The organism is Burkholderia oklahomensis C6786, from assembly GCF_000959365.1.
Classification (GTDB): Bacteria; Pseudomonadota; Gammaproteobacteria; order Burkholderiales; family Burkholderiaceae; genus Burkholderia; species Burkholderia oklahomensis.
In genome coordinates, this window is record NZ_CP009556.1 from 2,494,916 (window position 1) to 2,519,249 (window position 24,334).

Genomic DNA, 24,334 nt, shown 5'->3' on the forward strand with positions numbered 1-24,334 from the left:
TGTCGAGTCGACGAATAGTCTTTTGAATATCGCAATATCAATGTTTACTTGAGCATTTATGCAAGCAAGAAAACCGAAGAGCCGCGCACTCCTCGGCCAGCTCACCGACATGGATCTGCGCCTGCTGCGCGTGTTCAGGAGCGTGGTCCAGTGCGGCGGAATGGCGGCGGCCGAGCTGGAGCTGAACATCGGGATCTCGACGATCAGCCGGCACGTGAAGGATCTCGAAACGCGCCTCGGCCTCGTGCTGTGCCGGCGCGGCCGCGCGGGCTTCACGCTGACGCCCGAGGGCCAGACCGTCTACGAGGAGACGCTGCGGCTCTTGGCGTCGGTCGAGGCGTTCAGGAGCCGCGTCGACGGAATTCACGACCGGATGGGCGGCGAGCTGCACATCGCCGTGTTCGACAAGACCGCGACGAACCCGAAGGCGCGGCTCGGCGACGCGATCGGGCGCTTTCACGACGAAGCGCCGGACGTCGCGCTGAACCTGCACGTCGCGTCGATCAACGAGGTCGAGCGCGGGATCATCGACGGCGGTTATCAGGTCGGGATCATTCCCGCGCACCGGAGCTCGGGCAGCCTCGTCTACGCGGATCTCTTCGACGAACGGATGCTGCTCTACTGCGGCAAGCGCCATCCGCTGTTCGACGCGCCGCACGGCAAGCTGACGTGGAGCCAGATGCGCGGCTACGCGTTCGCGGGGCTCGGCTACCACTCGCCGAACATGGAACTGAGTCACCGCGCGAAGCTGACGCGCAGCGCGACGGCGTCCGATCAGGAATCGATCGCGACGCTGATTCTGTCGGGGCGGTATCTCGGGTTTCTGCCCGATCACTATGCGGAGAGCTTCGAGGCGAAGGGGCTGATGCGGCCGGTTGCGCCGCAGCGGTTTCATTATTCGTGCCGGTTCGTGAGCCTGCTGCGGCGGTCGCCGCAGCCTTCACGGGCGGCGCTGCTGTTCCAGGATTGCCTGGAGGTCGCGCATGCGGCGGCGCCGGCGAAAGCATGAGCGCGAGGACCGAACCGCCCGGCACCCGGTCGATGAAGCCGACAGCTTCCATGCGGCCGCCGAGGCCGACCCGTGCAAAGCGCGAGGACCGACGATCTCCTCCATAGGCGTCCGAACGCTACGCTCGGCTTGCACGGCCACCGTCCGCTCGCGGTGCCCCCTTCCCGTATTCCGGTTCGAATGGCTCGTTCGGATTTCCGGCGAGGTCTTCGCCTCTTGCGCGAACAGGCGTGGGAGCATGCCGAATACTGCGGACGGTCGGGCGGAAACCGTTCGAACCGGATGAGCTTTGACGGTGAAAACGTAATCGAGCTTTCCAACGACACGTCACATCACCGCCACGCACGAAGACCGGCGAGCCAACATGCCTTTTCCGGACGATTTCCGCTCGAAAGGACTACGTCATCACCAGGCCAGCGCGAATGCAATGGCGCGTGTTGCGTAGAAGATCACTTTCACTACAGGATGAGTCGTCGAAAGGGCGCACAGGCGCCAAGTGTGACGGCAGGACGGATGCGGCCGGAGTTTCCCTCGTCTGCGCAAAGCATGGAAATTTCTTGTTCGACAAGGAATGCGACAGAGCCGGAACATCGCTCCGCCCCGATCGGCCGCGCATACGGCCCGGCCCGGCGACAACGGGATTGCCGTTGTCCTGACAGTCCGACAGTCGTCACGCACAGCGCGCTGCACGTCCGGGAGACGCTCATAACCATCCGATGAGTTCCAGCATTACGCGAGCAGGTGCAGCCGGACAATCGTCCGCCGCCATTCCGACATCGAACGAATCCCAGGCGCCGGCCCTCAGCACGTCCGCGCCGCGCACGACGCCTGCGGTGCTCCACGCACTGCAGCGAACGGAATTCAAAATCAGCGGCGCGCGCGTTTTCCTGCGTACGCCCCAGTCGGGCAAGGTAGGGGTCGTCGTTCCGGAAAACAACATCGGCAGGATTCCTCAAGGCGAAACCGCCAATATCTGCTATCCCAATATCAGCTCGTGCCTGACCGTCTCGGGTCTGTCCAGAAACGGCAGTCTTCGCGGCGGCCATCTGACCACCCCCGAAGGCATCAGGAAAGACGACATGGATACGCTGCTCAAGGCGATCGGCGCGCAAGATTGCACGAAGTTCGTGGTGGCGGGCCCGATCGAGCAGATCAAGGCGCGCACGGATGAATCGGCATACGGCAACCGGAAAAACATCACAGCGGAACTGAACAAGTTGGCCCCGAATGCGGAGGTCGGATTTGTCGATACGGAAAAGGCGTTCTCGCCCTCCAAACCGCCCTATAACGTTTATGTCCAACACGACCGGCAGCAATCCGCAAGCGACCTCCAGGTTCACATCGCCCCCGCCCAATTGTCGATGGCCGCCGGCGTGACGACCGCGAAGATTCCGGACGACGCATCGATACCGAGCAATGCACAACGCGTCGCCGACGGCGATATCGTTCAGAGAAAACCCAGCGGCATACTGGGATTCCTGTCAATAGGGAAGAAAACGTGACTGAGGACGCGAAAGGGTATTGTCGATTCGTTCACCGGGCGACGGTCTTGAACGCCTCCGCCGATCTCGCGCGCCCGTCGCGCGCCGCCGCCGCCCGCTCTGAGATAATCACGCTTTCCCGCATTCCTCCGCGCCCATGATGCGCCGCGCCAAGCCATGAACCCATCGTTGCCGTCCGCCTCCGCCCCGCCCCTGCCGCCGATCTCGTGCCTGCAGGACGACGACCGCCCATGGCTGCCGATGGACGCGAGCCTGCCGGGGCTCGCGATCAAGTACCTGCGCATCAACGTCGCGGACGACGAGATGACCGTGCTGCTCAAGATGCCGGTCGGGCTCGCGCTGCCGCGGCATCGGCACGACGGCACGGTGTTCGTCTACACGTTGCAGGGCGAGTGGCGCTATCGCGAATACGACTGGATCGCGCGGCCCGGCAGCACGGTGCTCGAGCCGGCGGGCTCGCACCATACGCCGGAGGCGATCGCGTCGGAGACGGGCGCGGTCGTGACGTTCAACGTGATGCGCGGTGATCTCGTGCTGCTCGACGAAGCGGGCAACGAAACGGCGCGCGAAAACTGCCGGGTCGCGCTGCTGCGCGAACGCAAGTTCGCTCGCACGACGCCGGATGTCGCACCGCCTTTCGTCACGCGCTGATGCGCGTGACGCGGTTTGCCGCAACCGGTTGCGGCAATTGATCGCGACCGTCGACGGCAGTCGGCGACGAGACGCTGTCTGAAAGTCGTCGGCGACAAGGGCCCGGGATTGGGCGAAGAGGCCATGAAGGAAACGCGCCTCGCATGGCATCCGAATGCCGGATTGCAGATCGCCCCGAACTGTGGGCATTACCCGATGCAGGAGCGCCCGCGGCATTTCGCCACCGTCATCGAGCACTTCCCGCTAAACGACGCCGATTGAATAACGTACGGACGCGCAACGACGCCTGCCGGCGCCGGCGCGACCTAGATGCCGAGATCGCAGCATGCGCAGGCGCACTCGATCCGCGGATGCCGGATGACGCGAATCTGCTCAGGGATCACGCCGAGCCGTTCGCTCGCTTCGGCGTCGATCGCACGCGCCTCCGCGCCTCCTCGACACCATCGTCGATCACCGCATTCAACGCGAATATCCGCCATTTACAAAACCGCCACAATCCATCGACAAAACACTAAACAATAAGGATCGAGATTTTTAAAATCACAAAATTACCCACCATCCTTATCAAACCATAAGATCGATAAATTAATATTATTGGAATTCCTCAATTCCAAATCATAACCTTCGTTGTGCGCCGCAATACGGATAAAAGTATCCGGAATTTTTGCACCATACATCGACACCAAATCAACAATCGTGAATGAGTTTATTTAAAACTCGTCATTACATTAGTCAACGGCACATTACGAAATACGCAGGCATCGACAGTTTAGAAAGCCGGGCGATATAGCACCGAGCGTCAGCAGCACTTCAATCCCAAGCATCAACTCATTCATCAAGAGGAAAGCCATGAGAAAAATCGTGACCATTCTTTTGTCAGCCATGATGTTTGCGTCGTCTTACGCGTCCGCAGATACACTCTGCAAATCAGGGCCGATCACCAAAGTCGAAACCGATACGGACGGCAACCTCCTGGTAACCATCAGCGACGCCACTTACTCATTTAGCGAAAAAGCAACTTTTTCGCTCATATACTCATCCTTTTCCACGAACAGAATTTTCTATATCTACGCTAATGTATGTGCGAATGGGTCGCCGGCGAGCCGATTTGCCATTCGATAACCAAGCGGCCAATCGACCAGCGAAATCTGCCGCCATTGATTCCTTTACTTGATTTTCGGCCGACCGGCGATTGCCGGTCGGCCGCCTCTCGTTTTCCTATGGCGTCGTGCCGCCGTGGCATGCCAACTTCGCCCTCCGTGCAGCGCTCTTTTCAACCCATCCCGGAAAGACGAAAAACAGGAGGCGCTGGCACCGGCTCGCAGTGCGCCACTCGCTTTCATTGAAGCTCGGGATTCAAGGGAGTCCCGGACTGATTGGCAAGCGTTCAAACGACGACGTCGACAATCTCGATGTAGCCGACGTTCGTCATCACCGGCTTCGAGTAGACCAGCGGACGCCGCAACAAGACGGCCGGAGCGTCGCCGCAGCCATATCGCTCCCATATCGCCGCCGATGCCTCGCGTTTAGGCCCAGCCGTGAACGGCGGCATCCGGCTTTGTCGAAGTGAGTCGGCGTGTGCGACAGACGAGACTCCGTGATGATAGGTGGTGACGTGGTTTGCGATGTTTGCCTTCCCCGCTGGTTCAAGTAACGCCTCGTCGCGACGATCCGCGCAACGCCCTCCACCCCGCATTCGCACGGGCAGGAAGCGGGCGCCTCATGCCGCGGAATGCCTTCGCAGGTTCCGAAGCACTCGCTTCGACGGCTGATTCCGGCCGTGTCGTCGTTCGACTGGGCCGATCCTCGCTGGACGCTGCGGACGCTGGCGCAGGCGCTGGGCACTTATGCACGCGCCTGGGCCACGCACGGCGACGCCGTGCGTCAACCGGACCAGATCAGCGACAGCCGTCTGCGGGAAATGTGAGACTCGGAGGGCGTGCCGAGCGCACTGTTGACGTACCGCACGCCGTCGATGGTGCGCGCCTGATTCAGATGGCTATGGCCGAACACGTGGATGGCCGATCCCAACGCGCGAATCTGCCGGTCGAGCCGCCACGAGCCCATGACGGGCGCAAGCGCCTTGACCCACGCCGGCGCCATCGACGGCATCAGGTCGGCGCGCGGCAGAAAGTGCGAGCAGGTGATCACGACGTCGTTTCGGATGTCAAAATATTGACGATTCCAGCCTTCGAAATGCCGCGCGACGTCCGCGGGCGTCATGTCGTCCGGCCACACGCACCGATGATAGTCGCCCCACACTTGCCGCAGGTCGTCCGAGGGTTCGCCGAAGCTGTAGTCGTACCAGGCGAAGAGCGGCACGATCGAGACGCCGCGCGCATGAAACGGATCGACGCGCACGCCGCCCCCCCGTGCGAGCTCGCGCAATGCGTGCCACTTGTCGATCGACGTCGCGACGGCATCGTGCGGCCCCAGCCATAAGTCGTGATTGCCCGGCACGAAGACGACCGCTTCGAATCGCGCCGCGAGCGCGTCGAAGACGCGTGCGATGCGGGCGGGATCGGTGGCGACGTCACCCGCCAGGATGAGGACGTCGCGCGTGTGCTCGTGGCGCGAGAGCGCTTCCACCCACCGCGCGTTTTCCGGATATTCGACGTGCAGATCCGATACGGCGAACACACGCATGTGACGGCCGGCCGCCTATCGCGCGCGGCGCCCGACGGCGCGGCCGAATGCGTTCATGCCGCCGTTTCGCGGAACTTGCCGTAGTGCAGGAGCCGCTCGTGACGGCGGGCGAGAAGCTGCTTCGCATCGAGCGACTCGACGTTTCGCAGGCTTTCCTGCAAGACGCGCCGGAGCATCAGCGCCATTTGTTGCGGATCGCGATGCGCGCCGCCCACCGGCTCGTTCGCGATCTTGTCGATCAAGCCCAGCGCCTTGAGCCGGTGCGCGGTCAGGCCCAGCGCGTTTGCCGCCTGCTCCGCGTAGTTCGGGTTCTTCCAGAGAATGGACGAGCAGCTTTCAGGCGAAATGACGGAATAAGTCGCGAACTGAAGCATGATCGACACGTCGCAGACGCCGATTGCGAGCGCGCCGCCCGAGCCGCCCTCGCCGATCACCGTCGTGATGATCGGCGTCTGGAGGCCCGCCATTTCCATCAGATTGCGACCGATTGCCTCGGACTGGTTGTGCTCCTCGGCATCGATCCCGGGCCAGGCGCCCGGCGTGTCGATGACCGTGAAGATCGGCAGCTTGAATTTCTCGGCGAGCTTGAAGAGCCGCAGCGCCTTTCTATATCCCTCGGGCCGCGGATAGCCGAAATTGCGCATCGCGCGCTCTTTCGTGTTGCGCCCCTTCTGGTGGCCGACCACGACGCACGGCCGGTCGTTGAAGCGCGCGAGCCCGCCGACGATCGACTGATCGTCCGCATAGCAGCGGTCGCCGTGCAGCTCGTGGAAATCCGTGAACAGATAATTGACGTAATCGAGCGTGTACGGCCGCGCGGGATGCCGCGCCACCTGGACGATTTGCCATGGCGTCAGCCGCTCGTACAGTTCCTTCGTCAGCTTTTCGCTGCGCGCCGACAACCGGTTGATCTCCTCGGAGAGATCGATCGCCGATTCGTCCTCGGAACAACGCAGCGCGTCGATCTTCGCATCCAGCTCGCCGATCGCCTTTTCGAAGTCAAGATACGTTACGTTCGTCATGTTGTATTTCTCCGGCTGCAAATGCAGCCTCCCAGGCATTCGACGTGAATTATCGTCGGAATGCCCACGCTTTTCGGCTGTTTGCGATATTCATTCGGGATGCGCGCGTGAATGAATAATCGAATGTCGCGAATGCGCCGCCATGCACGGCCGCGATACTATCACACCGCCCACGGATCATCGCGCGGCGCGCGTCCGCTATCGCAGCGTCGGCGCCGCCCGGACGCCGCCCGTCCGCCGCGACGCATGCGCGAACAGGCGCGAGACCGGTCACCGGCCCCTGGGGCGCGCGGCGCGCGGATGGCGCAGGCCCGGGAAAACGGCGAGCGGCGCGTCAGGCGATTTCGTCGCAATCGGCGACGCCGCCGAGACTGTTGATGCCCATCACCCTGCACGTCGCGCGTCGCGCCGAGATCCGCTTGCCATCGAAGGCCGGGCCTTCGAGCTCGAGACATTCCTCGCAAAACGGCAGCCAATACCCCGATGCGCACCGCCTGCGCAACGGCTTCGGCGCCCGGTCGCGCAACTCGTCCGACAGCGCGTGCTCGATCCCGTCTTCGTCGTCCCGCGTATCGGCGACGGGGCATATCGCGTTGTCGTCCAGCAGCGCGTCATGGTCGAGCATCGCCGGCACGTCGAGCGCGGCCAGCAGATCGGCCTTCCTCCCCGCGACCTCGGCATCGAAACCAGCTTCGGCCACGTCGATATGCGCGACGACGCCATGCTTCGACGTTTCGAGGCTCGACGCGATCCGATGGCGGCCCCGCGAACAATCGGCGAGGCACACCTCCATTCACGACGACAGCTTCCGCACGTTGGGCCGGTATCCGCCGACGATCTTCAGCGAGAACATTCCTTGCCTGTCGATGGCGGATTCGCCGGCCATTTCGATTTCGGATCGCGTTTTGCTCATCTTGCATTTACACCGGAATCAAGCCGGCCAGGGTCGCCTTGGCCAATGCATGCGTCTTGTTCGTCGCCCCGAGCTTGCCGACGACGTTTTGAATGTGGAAGTTGACGTTGCGCACCGAAAGCCGAAGGATGCTTGAAATCTCCGACACGGTTTTTCCTTCTGCGGTCCATAGCAATATCCGCCGCTCGACGAGCGATACGCGAGCGATCTCCCCGGGATGCTCGACGAAGCGGCTCTCATGCCGACGGGCATGTACGCGTACGCGGGAATCCGCCCGCGCAAATCCTGCGGCATGCGACTGTCAATCAAGATTCGATGCGCCGCAGCCCCGCAGCACTGATGCTGTCGACCGTCGGAGCGGCGGCTCGCCGTTGCCGATGGACGCGCGCATCCCATATCCTCGATGCGCAGCGTCACCGAATCGCGCCGTTTCGTACGGGTGAACCGGCGAAACTTTCGCCGCGCGAGATTCGCGCGCATCCCTGCGGCGGGTACCACGAAAAAACGGGAGCTCGCTCGCGCCCGCGAGCAGACGCGATCCGCAAGAGGACGGCAAGAGGACAGTCAGCTTCATGCGCCAGCACGCCTCGATCGATGCGGCAACGGCTGCATGCGAACCGGCGCGCCTGGGAAAGCGTCGCCGTGGCGATTCGCGCGATCGCCGAACGAATGATCGCCAGCCTCGTTCACGAGGCGACGCAACCGACATCTCGCCTCCGACCGGAAAATCGAATCGACGCGGTTGGCGCACGAGGCCGTCGACATGGCAATCCGCCGCATACAGGCGCGATTCGAGTGCCGAATCGGTGGCGTCGATACAATCGGCTGCATCGATTCATTGCGTGCGTCACGCCTGCGGCCCACGCTTTCCATCTTCCGCACCAAGCACACGAACAAATTCATCGGCGTTCGCCGCCGGCTCCACGACGCCGCCGTTGAGCCGCATCGTCGATGCAACGCGCACGCTCGAGGATTCCGTCCGTCGACGTCGGCGATGAAATCGCGAATCTGCGCGGCCCGTTGCCGGTGGCGTCGCGCCACATCGCATCCGATTCGGTTAGCGATCCGAATGCACGCGTCGTCGCCGGTGCGCGTCATTTCGGATGCCCGATCAATCGCATCATCACAGGCTGCGCCGCGCCGCTCGATCTCGCATCGCAAGCGCAAGCCAGGCGCGGTCCGATCGTCGTGCGCTCGACGAATGCGTCGACGGCGATCCGTGGCCGGGCCGCCGCTCGCGCGCGACCGGCACGATGCCGGCCGCCGATCCTTCGAAGCGTCATGCACCTCTGCGATTCGCCTGCGGTCACGCGCATCGCGGCCCGACGTTCGGCCCGATCGCGCAGACGACGAAGGGCCCGAACGTCACCGCCGATCCGGTGCTTTCCCGTGTCGACCGTTTCCGGCGAAGAGGTTGTGCGACGCCGTGCGCGGCGTCGCCGAAAGAGGGAGCGCGCGCTTGCCGGTCGCGACCGATGCCCCGGCGAACCGTGCGACCGATGCGCTCGCCCCTTTTGCGCGACGCCGCCGACGAACGTCCTTCGATGCCGTTCGAGCCCGGCTCACTCCGGATACGAATCGTCGACCTTGAGTTTGGCGAGCTTGAAGATCGTGCGGAGCGTCCGGGGATGAATATCGCGGCGCGCGGCGAGCGACGACAAGATGAAATCGAGCACCTTCGCGTACTTGAGCAGCACGAGGCAGCTTTCGAGATCCGCGGTATGGGCGTGCATGCGCTCGGCGATCTGCAGCATCTCGTTGGACAGCGCACGCGCCATGTCGAGTTCGATCTGCTGCTTCTCGCCCCACGCGGGCTGCGGCTGCTCGAGCAGCTTGGCCAGGAAGGCTCGGAATCGTGCGTCGGACTGGTTCGGGAGCGCGCCCATGTTTTGCTCCGTCCTGTGTTTGGCGAGCGGATACGGTCGATGCGCCCGGCGGTTAACGCGTATCCGCGCCGGTCGGCCGGCGCGGGCCTCGTGCTCGATACGTCGCAGAATCCGTGCCAGCGTCGAGAACCGGGATCGCGAGAAAGCCGGCAACAGCTCGGCGATGGCCGCTCAGCCCCGTATCCAGCCCGTCAACGGGCGGCCCGAACGCAGCGGGACCGACGACGCCCGCCTCCGCCGCGCTCCCTGTCCCGGCAATTCGAACGCGAGGCCATCGTCAAAATGATTCACGGATGTTACGTAACACGTATCGTTTCAATCGGGACGCGGCCGAGCGTCTCAAATACGAAACGCAGCGCCGCGTCGGCGGCACCGCGCTCGCGTCGGGTCGGCAGGCATCGAGCGATGGGCGCTCAGCGCGCGTGCGCGTCCCTCATTCGAGCGCACCGGTGGCGACGCGCTACACGCCCGATCCGTCGCGCATCGATCGCTGCGAGTTTCATACCAGGAATCTGCGTCCGATGAGCGAGACGACGACGATCGATGATCGAAGGCGAGCGCGATCCCGTCCGCAAACCGCACCGCACCTGGAAAATCGGCGGCCACGCCCGCGCCGCGCCATCCTCGTCGGCTACGTATGACGAATGCCGTGCGAGCCGAATTTTGCGCTTACAGAACATCCGCCTTTTGGGGTCTTGGTGAAATCACCTTTTACACACTCTTACAGTAGCTCACCTGCGATTTCACTAGCCTGATTCCAATCGCAGCGCCTTGGCCGCATGGATCTGCACGGGCCGCTCGATTCGTCATTGCAAGTTCAAGACCGCGTGCATGCGTTGCGCGGTTACGGGGCTGATCTTGGGCCGGTACCGCCGGCCATTTCATACGGTGCGTCGATCCGACCGATGCTCGGACGCGGCGCTCTGCAGGCAACCAACTAGACCGAAAAGCCGGTATCGGCGCGCTCATCCTCATGCGCGGCGGAACCGGCTCGATTCGACCACGGCGCACAGGCCGACGGGCGGCACTGGGCGTGCGAATTCCTTTGTCTCTTTGTTCGCATTTTTGCCATGCAGGAGAGCAGCATGTCCGACCAGCAACTCGAGAACCGCCCGGCCGATACCCGCCCCGCTCCGCTCGTGACGCGCGACGAATCGGTCACGCGCAGCCGCCGCGCGCGGCGCCCGCTCTGGCATCTGGTCCCGCGCACCGCCGGTTACGGCGTGGTGTTCTTCGTCATCTGGATGGTGCTGACCATGATGTTCCCCAACATCTTCACGCGCTCTTCCGAACGCGCGGTGGTCGACAGCCAGGTGACGCTCGTCACGTCGCCGGTCGAAGGCATCGTGACCGAGCAGCACGTCGCGATCGGCAAGTCGTTCGAAGCCAATCAGCCGCTGATGACGGTGCAGAATCCCAACATCGATCGCGCGCTGCTGATCGACCTGACCGGCAAGGCGCTCGACAATCAGCAGCGCTACGACGCGGCGCGCGCCGAGCTCGCGGGCGACGAGAGCCAGCTTGCCGCGACTCAGCACGATCTGCAGCGCTATCAGGCCGCGTCGCAAAGGGAACATGCGGCCGACATCCACGCGCTGCAGGCGCGACTGGCGGCTGCGAAAGCGCAGGTCGACCAGCAGGAAGACGTGGTCAACCGCAACCAGGCGATGCAGTGGGCGGGCGCGGTGAGCGAGGCATACACGAATGCCTCGCGCTACCAGTTGTCGATCCTGTCCAACGCCAAGGCCGCGGCGGCCGCCGAGCTCGAACACGCGATCACCAACGGCGACGCGTCGCGGAGCAAAGTCTACGCTTCCGCCACCGACGGCCCGGTCGCGTCGCTCGCGCAGCGCAGCCGGCTGCTCAGCGCAGACATCGTGCAGCGCAAGGCCGAGATGACGCAGTTCGAGGCCTACGGCCAATCGGTGAACAAACTGATCGACGCCGAGAAGGAGCGGCTCGAGCGCCTGACCAATCTCGAAATCCGCTCGAGCGAGCCGGGCATCGTGGAAGACGTGCTCGCGCCGCCCGGCACCCGCGTGGCCGCCGGCGCGACCTTGATCCGCGCGAGCAATTGCGCGCAATCGCGCGTGGTGGCGGTGTTCCCGCGCAGCCTGAGCGACGACCTGCTGCCCGGCACGCACCTGAACGTGCGCATGGACGGCGTGCCGTTCCTGCTGCCCGCCTCGGTGGCCGAGGTGCTGCCGCGCGCGTCCGAAGGCGAGCAGGCGCGCTACTTCGTGCCCTTTCCGCCCATCGAGAAGAACGAGATCTACGTGATCGCGAAGCTGGACCGGCCGCTCTCTTCGCTGCCCCACGGCGCGAGCGCCGGTCCGGCCGAGCGCTGCGCAATGGGCCACTGGGCCAAAGTGAGCCTCGACCAGAGCTGGCTCGTCAGCAACGTCTCCGATCTGGGCCACCTCGACCCGAACTGGCTGGACGGCTTCAAGTCGACCCTCGATCGCGGCGGGCGCTGGCTAGACGATTTCAGGCCGACCGGCCGACACTGGCTGAACGACTTGAAGACGACCGTCGATCGCGGCCGCCACTGGCTGGAAAACCTCAAGTCGCTCGCCTGAGCGCGCCTGCGGACACGTGCCGATGAAACTTCACATCATGCACCGCTTGCGCAAGGCGGCATGGCTCGCGATGTTGCCGATGGCGCCCGTCATGCTCGCCCCCTGCCATGCCCACGGCGCGGAGAGCCCGCCGCAGCGCGCCGAACTGCTGGCTGCCGGATGCAAGACGCTGACCGAGCGCGTCGCGGCCGTGCCCGGCTCGGGGCCCGTCTTTCTCGGCAGCTACGAGCCCGCGCCCGGCGGCGCGGCGCTGGCGCCGGCGCTGACGCAGGCGGCCTTCGTCTACGACAACGCGCTCGCCAGCGTCGCGCTGGTGGCCTGTCGCCGCCCCGACGAGGCGCGCCGCATTGCCGACGCGATACTGCAGGCCAGCAGGCAGGACCGCCACTATCACGACGCGCGCGTGCGCAACGCTTACCGCGCCGGCGCGCTGCCGTCCGGTGCGGCGCCGCTGTCCGGCTGGTGGGACGCACCGAGCAAACGGTGGTTCGAAGATGCGTATCAGGCCGGCACCGCCACCGGCAACGTCGCCTGGGCCGCGTTGTCGCTGCTCGCCGTGCATGAAGCGACGCACGACGAGCGCTATCTCGACGGCGCCGCCGCGCTGATGAGCTGGATCGATCCGGGCCGGCTCGATGCCACCGCGCCGGCCGGCTACGTCGGCGGCGAGTTCGGGCACGAGCCGCGCCCGATCCGCCAGGGGTGGAAATCCACCGAGCACAACGTCGATGCCTACGCGGTCTTCCATTGGCTCGAGCAGCGCACGGGCGAGGCGCGCTGGCGCGCCGCCGCGGAGCGTTCGCGAGGCTTCGTCGCGGCCATGTGGGATGCGCGCGAAGGCCGCTTCCTGATCGGCACGCGCGACGACGGCCACAGCCCCAACATCGGTCCGTCGGCGCTCGACGCGGCGCTATGGCCGTTGCTCGCGATACCGGACGCGCCGGCCGACTGGCGCCGCAGCCTCGCGTGGGTCGAGCGAGCGCACCGCATCAACGGCGGCTACGGCTTCAACGCCCATCCGGACGGCATATGGACGGAAGGCACCGGCCAGGCGGCGCTCGCGCTGCAAGCGGTCGGCGACGAGGACAAGGCCCGGCCGCTGTGGGCGCTGCTGCTCGCGCAGCGCGCGCCGTCCGGCCTGCTCTATGCGACGCCCGAGCCGCGCATCCGCACCGGCCTGCCGATCGGCCCGACGTCGACCACCGAGGATTTCTATTACTTCCACCTCCCGCACCTGGGCGCCACCGCGTGGGCCGTGCTCGCGGCGGCGGGCTGGAACCCGTTCCGCCCCGGCGGCTGCCTGCCCGGCGGCTGCCCAGGCCCGCGCTCCGCCGCCCCCAATGCCCGGGATACTCAGGAGTGACGATGTTCGATCTCTTTCTCGAAAACCGGTCATTGCTCGACATCAACGGCGGCGTGCTGCTGGTCGTGCTGCTGCTGACGCTGCTCGGCAAGCGCGAGCGCGCCGTCGACCGCATCCTGTTCGGCGGCGTCACCGTCGTGCTGCTCGTCGTCTATCTGATCTGGCGCGCGACCCAGACGCTGCCCGAGCCTCGCATGGACTTCCCGAGCGTGTGGGCGCACGTCTTCTTCGGCTTCGAGTGCATGGCGCTCGCCTACACGCTCATCTCCGTCGTCGTGCTTTCCCGCACTACCGACCACACGCTCGACGCCGATGCCGGCGAAGCCGCGCTGCGGCGCGCCGCGAAGGCGCCGCGCGTCGACATCTTCATCGCCACGTACAACGAAGGGCTGGACATCCTGGAGAAGACCGTCGTCTCGGCGCTCGCGATCGACTATCCGGACTTCCGCGTCTGGGTGCTCGACGACACGCGCCGCGACTGGCTCAAGGCATTCTGCGAGCAGGTGGGCGCGCATTACGTCACGCGCGCGGACAACACGCACGCGAAGGCCGGCAATCTCAACAACGGGCTGCGCCGGAGCGCGCAGAGCGAAGACGGCGGCGCGCCCTACATCATGGTGCTCGACGCCGATTTCGCGCCTCACCGGAAGATCCTGCTGCGCACGATCGGCCTCTTTTCCGATCCGGCAGTCGGCGTCGTGCAAACGCCGCAGTTCTACTACAACGCCGATCCCGTGCAGTACAACCTGCGCTCGACCGAATGCTGGGTCGACGAGCAGCGCGCGTTCTTCGACGTCATGCAGCCCGCCAAGGATGCGTGGGGCACGGCATTCTGCATCGGCACCTCGTTCGTCGTGCGGCGCGATCTGGTCGAGCTGATCGGCGGCTTCCCCACCGGCACGGTCACCGAGGACATCCACCTGACCTATCGGCTGCTGCCGCACGGCTATGTGACGCGCTGGCTCAACGAGCGGCTCTCGGTCGGGCTGTCGGCCGAAGGGCTGCCGGAGTACATCAGCCAGCGCAGCCGCTGGGGGCTCGGCACGATCCAGGTCGCCCTCACGCGGGACGGCCCGTTGCGCGGCCGCGGCTACACGTTCACCGAGCGGCTGCACTACGTGCACGGGATGCTGCACTGGCTGAGCCGCCCCTTCACATTGATGCTGCTGCTCGGGCCGCTGCTGTACTGGTACTTCGACGTCCCGACGCTGTACGGCGAGCCGATGCAGTTCCTCGCGTACGGCCTGCCCGCGCTGATCGGCTACTGGGGCTACAGCATGTGGATCACCGGGCGGCGCGCGCTGCCGATCTTCACCGAGGTCACGCAGATCGTCTGTGCGCTGGCAGTCAGCGCGTCGCTCGCGAGCGCGATCGTCCGGCCGTTCGGGCGGCCCTTCAAGGTGACGAACAAAGGGCTGGACCGCTCGAAGCTCGTCGTCCATGGCAAGTTCGTGGCGCTCTACGCGAGCCTGATCGGGCTGTCGGCGCTCGGGCTGGGGCGCGCGCTGCTGGTCGATCCGGCGTCGCCGGGACTGGTGTTCAACTCGGTGTGGACCAGCGTTTCGCTCGCGCTCTACCTCGCGTCGCTGCTGGTGTGCGTGGAATTGCCGCGACCTCGCAAGGAGGAGCGCTTCCCGTATCGCGTGCGTGCGCTGCTGCGCTTGGGCGAACAGGAATATTCCGTCACCACGCACGATCTGTCGTGCAACGGCGCCGCCGTGACGACCCCGCTCGCGCCGTCCCTGCCCGTCGGCAGCGAAGGCGCGCTGTGGCTCGAGCAAACCGGCTGGATACCGTGCCGCATCGCGCGCCGCCAGGGCTCGCTGGTCGGCGTCGCGCTCCATGCGGACATCGCGGCGCGGCACTGCCTGATCCGCATGCTGTTCGGCGATCCGCCGCACAACGTTGCCGCGCAGGGCCAGCCGCGGCTCGCCCTCTCGCGCCTGATGCAGCGCGCGCTGTCGGGCTGAACCCGGCCGTCGCAGTCCCCGCCCATCCGTCTTCTCGTCCTGGAGCCGCCGACCATGCGAAGCCCACCGTTTCCCTCGCCTCCGTTGCGCGTGCTGCCCATCGCGCTCGCGCTCGGGATAGCCGCCTGCTCGATGGAGCCCACCTACAAGCGCCCCGATGCGCCCATCCCGTCCGCGTATCCGAGCGGCCCCGCCTATTCCGCGCCGGGCGGCCCGGCGACGCCGCAAAGCGGCCCGGCCGCGCCCGATCTCGGCTGGCGGAATTTCTTCGTCGACGCCCAATTGCAGCAATTGATCGCGCGGGCGCTCGCCAATAACCGCGACCTGCGCATCGCGACGCTCAACATCGACGAAGCGCGCGCGCTGTATCGGATCCGGCGCGCCGCCCAGTTTCCCGCGATCGACGCCAACGCCGGGCTCACCAGTGAGCGCTTGAGCCCCGCCCTGCGCGCGCCGGGCCAGTCTGCGCTGATCAACACGTATGCGGCGAGCGTCGGCCTCACGAATTTCGAGCTCGACGTGTTCGGCCGCGTGCGCAGCCTGAGCCATGCCGCGCAGGAGCAATACCTGGCGACGGAGGAAGCGCGGCGAAGCGTCCACATCAGCCTGGTGGCCGAAGTGGCGAACACCTACCTGACCTTGCTGGCCGACCGCGCGCTGCTCAAGCTCGCGCAGGACACGCTCAAGAGCCAGCAGGACGCGGCCGAGATGATCCATCGCGGCAAGCAGGCGGGCGCGATGGCGCAGCTCGACGAACACCGCGCCGACACTCAGGTGCAGACCGCGCAGGTCGCCGTCGAGCAATTCACGCGGCAGGTCGCGCAGGACGAGAACGCGCTGATCCTGCTGACCGGCGGACCGTTGCCGAGCGGAGTGTCGAGCGCGGCGCCGCTCGACAGCCAGACGCTGCTGGCGGAGTTTCCGGCCGGCCTGCCGTCGACGCTGCTCGAGCGCCGCCCCGACATCATGGCCGCCGAGCATCGGCTCATCGCCGCGAATGCGAACATCGGCGCGGCGCGCGCGGCGTTCTTCCCGAGAATCACGCTCACGGGCGCGCTGGGCGTGGCGAGCGCGAGCCTGGCCGGGCTGTTCTCCGGCGGCGTGGCGTGGCTGTTCGCCCCGCAGTTGACCCTGCCGATCTTCAACGCGGGCAGCAACCGGGCGAACCTCGATCTGGCGACGGTGCGCCGCGACATCAACGTCGCCAATTACGAACGCACGATCCAGGGCGCGTTCCGCGAGGTCTCCGACAGCATGGCCGCGCGCGGCACCTACGAGCGGGAAGCGAAAGCGCAGGAGACGATGATCCGCGATTTGAGCGAGACCAAGCGCCTCGCCGAAATGCGGTTCCGCAACGGCGTCGACGATTACTTCGGCGTGTTCGACGCGCAGCGCCAGCTCTTTACCGCGCAGCAGTCGCTCGTGACCTACAAGCTCGCGGGCCTGACGAGCCGCGTGACGCTTTACAAGGCGCTGGGCGGAGGCTGGCTCGAATCGACGGGCCCGGCGACGGCGCAGTTGCAGCCGCAACAGCGGACGCAGGCGCGTTCCCAACCTCAAACGCAACCGCAAATGCAATCGTCGCGATTGCTGGTGCAGACGCAATCGCAAATGCAGTCGCAGCCGCAAATGCAGACGCAACCTCAAATGCAAACGCAATCTCAGATGCAAACGCAGCCGCAAATGCAAACGCAACCGCAAATGCAACCGCAAACGCATCCGCAAACGCAACCTCAGCCGCAACCGCAACCTCAGATGCAAACGCAACCGCCAATACAGCAGTAACGTCGGACGTCAGGCGACGTGACGGCGCGCCGCACGCCGCAACAACACGATCCAATATCGCGCGTCGCGCGCCTCGCCCTCGCCGAATTGCAAAGCCGTCGCCCGCAGCCGAGGCGGGCTACGGATTTGCACGCGCGCTCGATAGCCCGCCGCCGCCTGCCTCGCGCGAGAGCCGCCGCCGAGGCAAACGGCGCGCGATCCGTTGCGCCCGCCGCTCACGCCGCTCAAGCGCCTGCCGAAAACGCACCGGCCGAGCGGCGCGGCGATCCGCGGTTCGGCGGCGTCGTGAAGACGTACGACGCCCGAAGAGCGACGCGCGGCGCCGGCCGGCGCCGAGTCGCTCGCATCCGGGTGGCGGACGCCGTCGCCCGCTCATCCGCGAGCGTCTGCTTCGAGCCGAAGCTCGACGCCGACGCGCATGCCGTCCGACCACCAACACGACAGCCGGCAAAGGCTTGCGCCGTCGGAAAACGAACATGCATCGCGCACGCGACGAACGCGCGGCGAACCCGCCGGACCGCCGGCGCCGCGCCTTTCAGCCGCTTCGCCGCCCTCCGATCCTTACAAACCCCTAAAGAATCCGCCGCGCCTGCCGACAACCACGCCATCAGAGAGCGGTGACGCGTGCGTTCCGCCAACGTCCTCGTCCCCGCACTCCGGAGTCATCATGAACGTGCCCCTCTTCCGGCGCGCGAGCGTCGGCGCACGCCTCGCCGCGTTGTCCAGCGCACTCTTCGCCCTTCTCTTCGCCGCGTTCGTCTGGGCGCTGACCCACGCCGCCGGCGGCCAGGTCGCCGACCAGGTCCACGCGCGGATCGACGAGAAAGACCGCTCGATCGCCGCGATGATCGCGCTCTTCGACGAGGCGCTGACCGCCGAGGCGAGCCGCGCGATGACGCTCTTCGCCAGCTTCCTGCCGCCCGGCTACGCGCTCGATCCCGCACGGACGATCGACATCGCGGGCGTCGCGACGCCCGCGCTCACCGCCGGCGGCCAGACGCTGAACCTCGATTTCTCGATTCCCGACCAGTTCCTGCAGAAGAGCGGCGCGATCGCGACGATCTTCGCGCGCAACGGCGACGATTTCGTCCGCGTGACGACGTCGCTGAAAAAGCAGGACGGCAGCCGCGCGATCGGCACGCTGCTCGACCGCAAGGGCCCCGCGTACGCGCCGCTGATGGCCGGCCGGACTTACACCGGTCTCGCGACGCTGTTCGGCAAACGTTACATCACCCAATACAAGCCGGTCACGGACGCGAGCGGCGCGATCGTCGGCGCGCTCTTCGTCGGGATCGACGTCGGCGCGGAGATGCGGCTCGTCGAGAACGGCATCCGCCAGTTGAAGATCGGCGAGCGCGGCTATTACTTCGTGCTCGACGCGTCGAGCGGCCCGACCCGCGGCAATCTGATCGTCCATCCGGAGCGCGCCGGCCAGCGCGCCGACGACGCGGCCGCGCCGTATGCGCAGATGCTTGCCGCGAAGGAAGGCCAGTTGTCTTACACGTCGACCGATAGCGCCGCGGGCGACGGCGGGCCGCGCGCGAAGTTCGTGTCGTTCGTCACGGTTCCGCAGTGGCAGTGGCTCGTCGGCGGCATCGCGATCGACGACGAAGTGATGGCCGACATGCGCGCGACCCGCAACCGATTCGCCGCGATCGGCTGCGCGTTCGTGCTCGCGTTCGCGGCGCTGTTCGTCGCGGTCGTCAAGCGCGTCGTCAGCAAGCCGCTCGACGCGGCCGCGCACGCGTCCGAGCGCTTCGCGGCGGGCGACCTGAGCGCGCGGATCGCCGCGCGCGGCGCGCACGACGGCGCAGACGGGCCGCACGCGAGCGGCCGCGGCGACGAGATCGGCCGGCTCGTGCGCGCGGTCGACGGCATCGGCGACGGCCTCGCGCGGATCGTCGCGCAGGTGCGGCGCGGCGCGGCCGACATCGCGCACGGCACCGTGACGATCGCGGCCGGCAGCAGCGACATGGCCGCGCGGATCGCGACGCAGGCGAGCAGCGTCGAGCAGACGGCCGCGAGCATGGAGCAGATCACGGCGGCCGTTCAGCAGAACGCCGACCACGCGGCGCAGGCGAGCGCGCTCGCGACGGGCGCGTCGTCCGCCGCGACGACGGGCGGCGCGGCCGTGCAGCGCGTCGTCGCGACGATGGGCGACATCCAGGGCGTCGCGCGCAAGATCGCGGAAATCACCGGCGTGATCGAGGGGATCGCATTCCAGACCAACATCCTCGCGCTGAACGCGGCCGTCGAGGCGGCACGCGCGGGCGAGCACGGCAAGGGCTTCGCGGTCGTCGCGTCCGAGGTGCGCGCGCTCGCGCAGCGCAGCGCCGCGGCGGCGAAGGAGATCGACGCGCTCGTCGACGAATCGGCGTCGACGGTCGAGCACGGCTTCCGGATCGCCGAAGACGCGCGCACGGCGATGCAGGACATCGTCGCGCGCGTCGATCAGGTGCGCGCGATCATCGCCGAGATCAGCGCGGCGTCGCGCGAGCAGTCGAGCGGGATCGAGCAGGTGAATCTCGCGGTCACGCAGATCGGCGCGGCGACGCAGCAGAACGCGACGCTGATCGCCGATGCCGAGCGCGCGGCCGCCGCGCTGCGCGACGAGGCCGCGCAGCTCGCGCACGCGGTCAGCGTGTTCAAGCTCGCGGCGGATGAAGGCGCGCAGCGGGCGCGCGGAGCGCCCGCGTACGCCGACACGCACTGAGCGCGTACGCCGTTCGTAAGCTATCGGCCGCATCGTCAGGCGTCCGAAAGCACTTCCTTCCGTCTCATGGATAACGCCGACTGACAGACGGCGTGCGGCTCCCTTACCTTGTGCTCGCGGCATGGATGCATGGCCAGATGCGATCGCACCGGAGGGAATCGATGACTGCGCTCGACAAGTTGTGGCAGTTCCTGTTCGGCAAGCCGCTCGATCCGCTCGACCCGCGCACGCGGCATGCGATCGCCGTCACGCCGATCCTCGCGTGGGTCGGGCTCGGCGCCGACGGGCTGTCGTCGTCGTGTTACGGCCCGGAGGAAGCCTTCCTCGCGCTCGGCCAGCACACGCCGCTCGCCCTCTTCCTCGCGCTTGCGACGGCCGCCACCGTGTTCATCATCGCGCTCGGCTACAACCAGGTCATCGAGCTGTTTCCGACGGGCGGCGGAGGCTACCGCGTCGCGACCGCGCTGCTCGGTCCGAAGCCCGGGCTCGTGTCGGGCGCGGCGCTCCTCGTCGACTATGTGCTGACCGTCGCGACGTCGCTCGCGAGCGGCGTCGATGCGTTCTTCAGCCTGCTGCCCGTCGGCGCGCAAGCGTTCAAGCTCACGACCGAGCTCACGCTGATCGTGCTGATGACGGGCCTCAACTTCCGCGGGATGAAGGAATCGATCATGGTGCTGCTGCCGATCTTCGTCGGCTTCGTCGCGCTGCACTTCTGCCTCATCGTCTACGGCGTCGCGGTGCACGGCGACCACCTCGCCGCCGTCGTGCCCGACGCGCTCGGCGAAGCGCACGGGATGTCGCACACGCTCGGCCCGATCGTGATGATCGCGCTGCTGATGCGCGCGTTCTCGCTCGGCGGCGGCACGTACACGGGCCTCGAAGCGGTGTCGAACAACGTCAACATGCTCGCCGAGCCGCGCGTGCCGAGCGGCAAGGTGACGATGTTCTACATGGCGACGTCGCTCGCGTTCACCGCGGGCGGCATCATCCTGCTCTACATGCTGTGGCACGCGAAGCCCGTCGAAGGGCAGACGCTCAACGCGGTCGTGTTCGGCAACGTGATCGACCATCTCGGGCTCGGCTCGTCGTTCGCTCGGCATGCGCTCCTCGCGGCCGTGCTCGCGTTCGAGGCGGGACTGCTGCTCGTCGGCGCGCAGACCGGTTTTCTCGACGGCCCGGCCGTGCTGTCGAACATGGCGTCCGATTCGTGGGTGCCGCGCCACTTCCGCGATCTGTCGACGCGGCTCGTCCGGCAGAACGGGATCGTCGTGATGGGCGTCGCGAGCTTGCTGATCCTCTGGTGGACGCACGGCAACGTCGACATCCTCGTCGTGCTGTACAGCATCAACGTGTTCCTGACGTTCAGCATGTCGCTGCTCGGCCTCTGCACGTACTGGTGGCGGCGCCGCCGCGAAGACGCCGGCTGGCTCAAGCATTTCGCGCTGTCGGCGCTCGGGCTGTCGGTGACGAGCGTCGTGCTCGTGATCACGCTCGTCGAGAAATTCACGGCGGGGGGCTGGCTGACGGTGCTCGTGACGAGCGCGGTGATCGCCGCGTGCCTGCTGATCAGGCGGCACTACTCGGACACCCGCGCGCAGCTCGCGAAGGAGGATGCGCTGTTCGGCGACGCGCCGCCCGCCGTCGACGACGCCGCCGCGCCCGGCAAGCCCGATCCGGCGCAGCCGACCGCGGTGCTGCTCGTCGGCAAGCATCGCGGCGCGAGCATGCATGCGCTCTTGTGGGTGAACCGGCTCTTCCCCGGGCATTTCCGCAACGTGATTTTTCTCGCGGTCGGCGAAGTCGACGCGAAGAGCTACGACGGCGAAGAGCATCTCGAGCGGCTGCGGCGCACGATCACGTCGTCGCTCGACTACTACGTCGCGCACTGCCGCCGCCACGGCATCGCGGCCGACTACCGGATCGCGTTCGGCACGCATCCGATCGTGGAATTCATGCGGCTCGCCGAGGAAACGATGGACGAGTTTCCGAACAGCGTCTGCTTCGCGAGCAAGCTGATCTTCAGGCGCGTGAACTTCCTGACCGCATGGCTGCACAACCAGACGCCCGTCGAACTGCAGGCGCGGCTGCACCAGCAGGGGCGGCAGATGGTGTTGCTGCCGATGAACGTCGGGTAGCGGCGCGCCGCGATCGATCGGCAGCGACCGGAAGGGAGGATCGCTGAACGGCCGACCGCGCATCGATCGGGGCAGCCCACGCACGACGAGCGCGGATGAAGCCGCCAAGCGCAGCCGCGCCGGCCGAATGCCCGATGGAACCGCCGGGGCGGCCGGCGCGGCGCGCATCCGTCGAATTCGCGTATCCGACGGCAGCACGTACGCGTGGCGCACGCGATCACCGCCGCGCGCCGCGCGCCGCGCTGCCGTGTCGCAAGACGCCGGACGGCCGAGGCTTTCCAGCCGCCCGCGCCGCTCAGCGCTTCTTCCCCGCCGCCCCCGCCAGATCGATCGCCGAACTCGATCCGACCTGCGCACGCAACTGGAATTTCTGGATCTTCCCGGTCGACGTCTTCGGCAGCTCGCCGAACCGCACCGCCTTCGGAATCTTGTATGCGGCGAGCAGCAGCCGGCAGTGCGCGATGATCTCCTCCTCGGTCGCCGTCATTCCGTCGCGCAGCTCGACGAACGCGCACGGCACCTCGCCCCACTTCGGATCCGGCAGCGCGACGACGGCCGCGACCGCGACGGCCGGATGCCGGTACAGCGCGTCCTCGACCTCGATGCTCGAGATGTTCTCGCCGCCCGAGATGATGATGTCCTTGCGGCGGTCCTTGATGCGGATGTAGCCGTCGGGCGTCAGCACGCCCAGGTCGCCCGTGTGGAACCAGCCGCCCGCGAACGCCTCGTCGGTCGCATGCGGGTTCTTCAGGTAGCCCTTCATGCAGATGTTGCCGCGGAACATGATCTCGCCGATCGTCTCGCCGTCGGCCGGCACCGGCGTCATCGTGTCGGGATCGAGCACCGTCGCGCCCGCCTGCAGGTGGTAGCGCACGCCCTGCCGCGCGTTCAGCTGCGCGACTTCGTCGTCGGGCAGCGCATCCCAGTGCGGCTGCTTCGCGCAGACGGTCGCGGGCCCGTATACTTCGGTGAGCCCGTACACGTGCGTGAGGTCGAAGCCGATCTCCTTCATTTTCGCGATCACCGCGGGCGCGGGCGCCGCGCCCGCGACGAACGCATGCACTTCGTGCGCGATCCCCGCGCGCCATTCGGCCGGCGCGTTCGCGATCGCGCTCTGCACGATCGGCGCGCCGCTGTAATGCGTGACGCGCTCGCGGCGGATCAGGTCGAGCACGAGCTTCGCGTCGAACTTGCGCAGGCACACGTTCACGCCCGCGCGCGCCGCGACCGCCCACGGAAAGCACCAGCCGTTGCAGTGGAACATCGGCAGCGTCCACAGGTAGACCGCGTGCTTAGGCATGTCCCATTCGAGGATGTTGCTGATCGCGGCCAGATACGCGCCGCGATGGTGGTAGACGACGCCCTTCGGATCGCCCGTCGTCCCCGACGTGTAGTTCAGCGCGATCGCATCCCATTCGTCGGACGGCAGCGCCCACGCGTACCCCGGATCGCCGCCTTCGAGGAATGCCTCGTAGTCGGTCGCGCCGTGAAAACGCGCCGGGTCGGCGGGCATCGCGTCGGCGACGCCGACGATCGTGAGCCCCGGCACCTCGAGCGCCGCGCGGTGCGCGAACTCCGCGAATTCGGTGTCGACGATCAGCACCTTCGCCTCGCCGTGACGCAGCATGAAGAGCATCGACGGGATGTCGAGCCGCGTGTTCAGCGCGTTGAGGACGGCGCCCGCCATCGGCACGCCGAAGTGCGCCTCGATCATCTGCGGGATGTTCGGCAGCAGCGCGGCCACCGTGTCGCCGCGCCCGACGCCCGCGCGTTCGAGCGCGCTCGCGAGCCGCCGCGCGCGCGCATAGGTCTCGCTCCACGTGCGGCGCACGTCGCCGTGCACGACGGCGAGGCGCTCGCCGTACACCTCGGCCGCGCGCGCGATGAAATCGATCGGCGTGAGCGGCACGTAATTCGCATCGCGCCTGCCCAGCCCCTCCTCGAACCTCTGCGTCATGATGTCGTCTCCTGCAAGGCGTACGCCTCGATATCGTTGGTTTGTGGTCCAATTGCACAAGCCTACTCGCGGCCATTGTGAGCCGTCTGTCGCCCAAACGACAGACTCGCCCGCGACGACCGCGCGTATTCCCTATCCTCCCAAACCCTGTGTGATGCCAGACGACATCCAGGCCCCGCGCCGCACGCCGACACGCGACGCGC

General features: G+C 66.7%; 19 protein-coding genes. 12 read left to right on the forward strand and 7 right to left on the reverse strand.

Annotated features, from left to right (window positions below; all coding sequences use genetic code 11):
• Window positions 1-58: 58 nt before the first annotated feature.
• From BG90_RS28760 to BG90_RS38160, 5 genes are all read left to right on the forward strand, one after another.
• Window positions 59-1,009 (forward strand): LysR family transcriptional regulator, encoded by a 951-nt coding sequence (locus tag BG90_RS28760; RefSeq protein WP_010118289.1) that lies wholly within the window; start codon window positions 59-61, stop codon window positions 1,007-1,009.
• Between the two features lie 716 nt (window positions 1,010-1,725).
• Complete coding sequence (locus BG90_RS28765) at window positions 1,726-2,511, forward strand: hypothetical protein (protein ID WP_025990182.1); 786 nt, start codon at window positions 1,726-1,728, stop codon at window positions 2,509-2,511.
• A 156-nt stretch (window positions 2,512-2,667) separates the two neighbouring features.
• Window positions 2,668-3,162, forward strand: coding sequence for a 2,4'-dihydroxyacetophenone dioxygenase family protein (locus tag BG90_RS28770; protein ID WP_010118287.1), 495 nt, complete (start codon window positions 2,668-2,670; stop codon window positions 3,160-3,162).
• Window positions 3,163-3,285: 123 nt separating this feature from the next.
• Window positions 3,286-3,423 carry an alpha/beta fold hydrolase gene (locus BG90_RS28775; protein WP_010108549.1) on the forward strand — a complete coding sequence of 46 codons (138 nt, stop codon included), beginning with the start codon at window positions 3,286-3,288 and terminating at the stop codon, window positions 3,421-3,423.
• Window positions 3,420-3,677 carry a hypothetical protein gene (locus BG90_RS38160; protein WP_157135646.1) on the forward strand — a complete coding sequence of 86 codons (258 nt, stop codon included), beginning with the start codon at window positions 3,420-3,422 and terminating at the stop codon, window positions 3,675-3,677. Before BG90_RS28775 ends, BG90_RS38160 begins: the two co-directional genes overlap by 4 nt.
• Before the next feature lie 872 nt (window positions 3,678-4,549).
• Here BG90_RS38160 and BG90_RS36335 read toward each other — a convergent pair.
• From BG90_RS36335 to BG90_RS28810, 6 genes are all read right to left on the reverse strand, one after another.
• Window positions 4,550-4,714: a hypothetical protein gene (locus tag BG90_RS36335; RefSeq protein ID WP_157135644.1), complete on the reverse strand. Its 165-nt coding sequence runs from the start codon at window positions 4,712-4,714 to the stop codon at window positions 4,550-4,552.
• A gap of 332 nt (window positions 4,715-5,046) precedes the next feature.
• Window positions 5,047-5,808, reverse strand: a complete 762-nt coding sequence (locus BG90_RS28785) for a metallophosphoesterase family protein (RefSeq protein ID WP_010118285.1) — start codon at window positions 5,806-5,808, stop codon at window positions 5,047-5,049.
• Between the two features lie 53 nt (window positions 5,809-5,861).
• A complete protein-coding gene (locus BG90_RS28790; protein ID WP_010118284.1) occupies window positions 5,862-6,830 on the reverse strand; it encodes an acetyl-CoA carboxylase carboxyltransferase subunit alpha in 969 nt (322 codons plus the stop codon).
• Window positions 6,831-7,164: 334 nt separating this feature from the next.
• The gene (locus BG90_RS28795; protein WP_232288925.1) at window positions 7,165-7,530 is read right to left on the reverse strand and encodes a hypothetical protein; all 366 of its coding nucleotides are present in this window, start codon (window positions 7,528-7,530) and stop codon (window positions 7,165-7,167) included.
• A gap of 220 nt (window positions 7,531-7,750) precedes the next feature.
• Entirely contained in the window at window positions 7,751-7,918 is a 168-nt protein-coding gene (locus tag BG90_RS28800; protein WP_081469911.1) for a LuxR C-terminal-related transcriptional regulator, read from the reverse strand.
• A gap of 1,387 nt (window positions 7,919-9,305) precedes the next feature.
• A complete protein-coding gene (locus BG90_RS28810; RefSeq protein ID WP_010118278.1) occupies window positions 9,306-9,629 on the reverse strand; it encodes a hypothetical protein in 324 nt (107 codons plus the stop codon).
• A 293-nt stretch (window positions 9,630-9,922) separates the two neighbouring features.
• Here BG90_RS28810 and BG90_RS28815 point away from each other — a divergent pair, with 293 nt between their 5' ends.
• From BG90_RS28815 to BG90_RS28850, 7 genes are all read left to right on the forward strand, one after another.
• Window positions 9,923-10,270, forward strand: coding sequence for a hypothetical protein (locus BG90_RS28815; protein WP_010118277.1), 348 nt, complete (start codon window positions 9,923-9,925; stop codon window positions 10,268-10,270).
• A 429-nt stretch (window positions 10,271-10,699) separates the two neighbouring features.
• A complete protein-coding gene (locus BG90_RS28820; RefSeq protein ID WP_010118276.1) occupies window positions 10,700-12,208 on the forward strand; it encodes an HlyD family secretion protein in 1,509 nt (502 codons plus the stop codon).
• 37 nt (window positions 12,209-12,245) lie between these two features.
• A complete protein-coding gene (locus tag BG90_RS28825; protein ID WP_010118274.1) occupies window positions 12,246-13,571 on the forward strand; it encodes a glycoside hydrolase family 88 protein in 1,326 nt (441 codons plus the stop codon).
• A gap of 2 nt (window positions 13,572-13,573) precedes the next feature.
• A complete protein-coding gene (locus BG90_RS28830; protein ID WP_025990180.1) occupies window positions 13,574-15,541 on the forward strand; it encodes a glycosyltransferase in 1,968 nt (655 codons plus the stop codon).
• 54 nt (window positions 15,542-15,595) lie between these two features.
• Window positions 15,596-17,326, forward strand: coding sequence for an efflux transporter outer membrane subunit (locus BG90_RS28835; RefSeq protein WP_045568497.1), 1,731 nt, complete (start codon window positions 15,596-15,598; stop codon window positions 17,324-17,326).
• A gap of 667 nt (window positions 17,327-17,993) precedes the next feature.
• Window positions 17,994-20,039 carry a methyl-accepting chemotaxis protein gene (locus BG90_RS28845; RefSeq protein ID WP_045568498.1) on the forward strand — a complete coding sequence of 682 codons (2,046 nt, stop codon included), beginning with the start codon at window positions 17,994-17,996 and terminating at the stop codon, window positions 20,037-20,039.
• 161 nt (window positions 20,040-20,200) lie between these two features.
• On the forward strand, window positions 20,201-22,174 hold the full coding sequence (locus BG90_RS28850; RefSeq protein WP_010118267.1) for an APC family permease: 1,974 nt from the start codon (window positions 20,201-20,203) through the stop codon (window positions 22,172-22,174).
• A gap of 295 nt (window positions 22,175-22,469) precedes the next feature.
• Here the strand turns inward: BG90_RS28850 and BG90_RS28855 are convergent, their stop codons facing one another.
• Window positions 22,470-24,131 (reverse strand): acyl-CoA synthetase, encoded by a 1,662-nt coding sequence (locus BG90_RS28855; protein ID WP_010112117.1) that lies wholly within the window; start codon window positions 24,129-24,131, stop codon window positions 22,470-22,472.
• Between the last annotated feature and the right edge of the window lie 203 nt (window positions 24,132-24,334).

Excerpts from the sequence above, each read along its gene's own strand:
- BG90_RS28810 (WP_010118278.1), bottom strand. The coding sequence starts at position 9,629 with ATGGGCGCGCTCCCGAACCAGTCCGACGCACGATTCCGAGCCTTCCTG.
- BG90_RS28820 (WP_010118276.1), top strand. The coding sequence starts at position 10,700 with ATGCAGGAGAGCAGCATGTCCGACCAGCAACTCGAGAACCGCCCGGCC.
- BG90_RS28765 (WP_025990182.1), top strand. The coding sequence starts at position 1,726 with ATGAGTTCCAGCATTACGCGAGCAGGTGCAGCCGGACAATCGTCCGCC.
- BG90_RS28835 (WP_045568497.1), top strand. The coding sequence starts at position 15,596 with ATGCGAAGCCCACCGTTTCCCTCGCCTCCGTTGCGCGTGCTGCCCATC.
- BG90_RS28770 (WP_010118287.1), top strand. The coding sequence starts at position 2,668 with ATGAACCCATCGTTGCCGTCCGCCTCCGCCCCGCCCCTGCCGCCGATC.
- BG90_RS28760 (WP_010118289.1), top strand. The coding sequence starts at position 59 with ATGCAAGCAAGAAAACCGAAGAGCCGCGCACTCCTCGGCCAGCTCACC.
- BG90_RS28850 (WP_010118267.1), top strand. The coding sequence starts at position 20,201 with ATGACTGCGCTCGACAAGTTGTGGCAGTTCCTGTTCGGCAAGCCGCTC.
- BG90_RS28815 (WP_010118277.1), top strand. The coding sequence starts at position 9,923 with ATGTTACGTAACACGTATCGTTTCAATCGGGACGCGGCCGAGCGTCTC.
- BG90_RS28790 (WP_010118284.1), bottom strand. The coding sequence starts at position 6,830 with ATGACGAACGTAACGTATCTTGACTTCGAAAAGGCGATCGGCGAGCTG.
- BG90_RS28825 (WP_010118274.1), top strand. The coding sequence starts at position 12,246 with ATGCACCGCTTGCGCAAGGCGGCATGGCTCGCGATGTTGCCGATGGCG.
- BG90_RS28855 (WP_010112117.1), bottom strand. The coding sequence starts at position 24,131 with ATGACGCAGAGGTTCGAGGAGGGGCTGGGCAGGCGCGATGCGAATTAC.
- BG90_RS36335 (WP_157135644.1), bottom strand. The coding sequence starts at position 4,714 with ATGCCGCCGTTCACGGCTGGGCCTAAACGCGAGGCATCGGCGGCGATA.
- BG90_RS28785 (WP_010118285.1), bottom strand. The coding sequence starts at position 5,808 with ATGCGTGTGTTCGCCGTATCGGATCTGCACGTCGAATATCCGGAAAAC.
- BG90_RS28830 (WP_025990180.1), top strand. The coding sequence starts at position 13,574 with ATGTTCGATCTCTTTCTCGAAAACCGGTCATTGCTCGACATCAACGGC.
- BG90_RS28775 (WP_010108549.1), top strand. The coding sequence starts at position 3,286 with ATGAAGGAAACGCGCCTCGCATGGCATCCGAATGCCGGATTGCAGATC.
- BG90_RS28845 (WP_045568498.1), top strand. The coding sequence starts at position 17,994 with ATGAACGTGCCCCTCTTCCGGCGCGCGAGCGTCGGCGCACGCCTCGCC.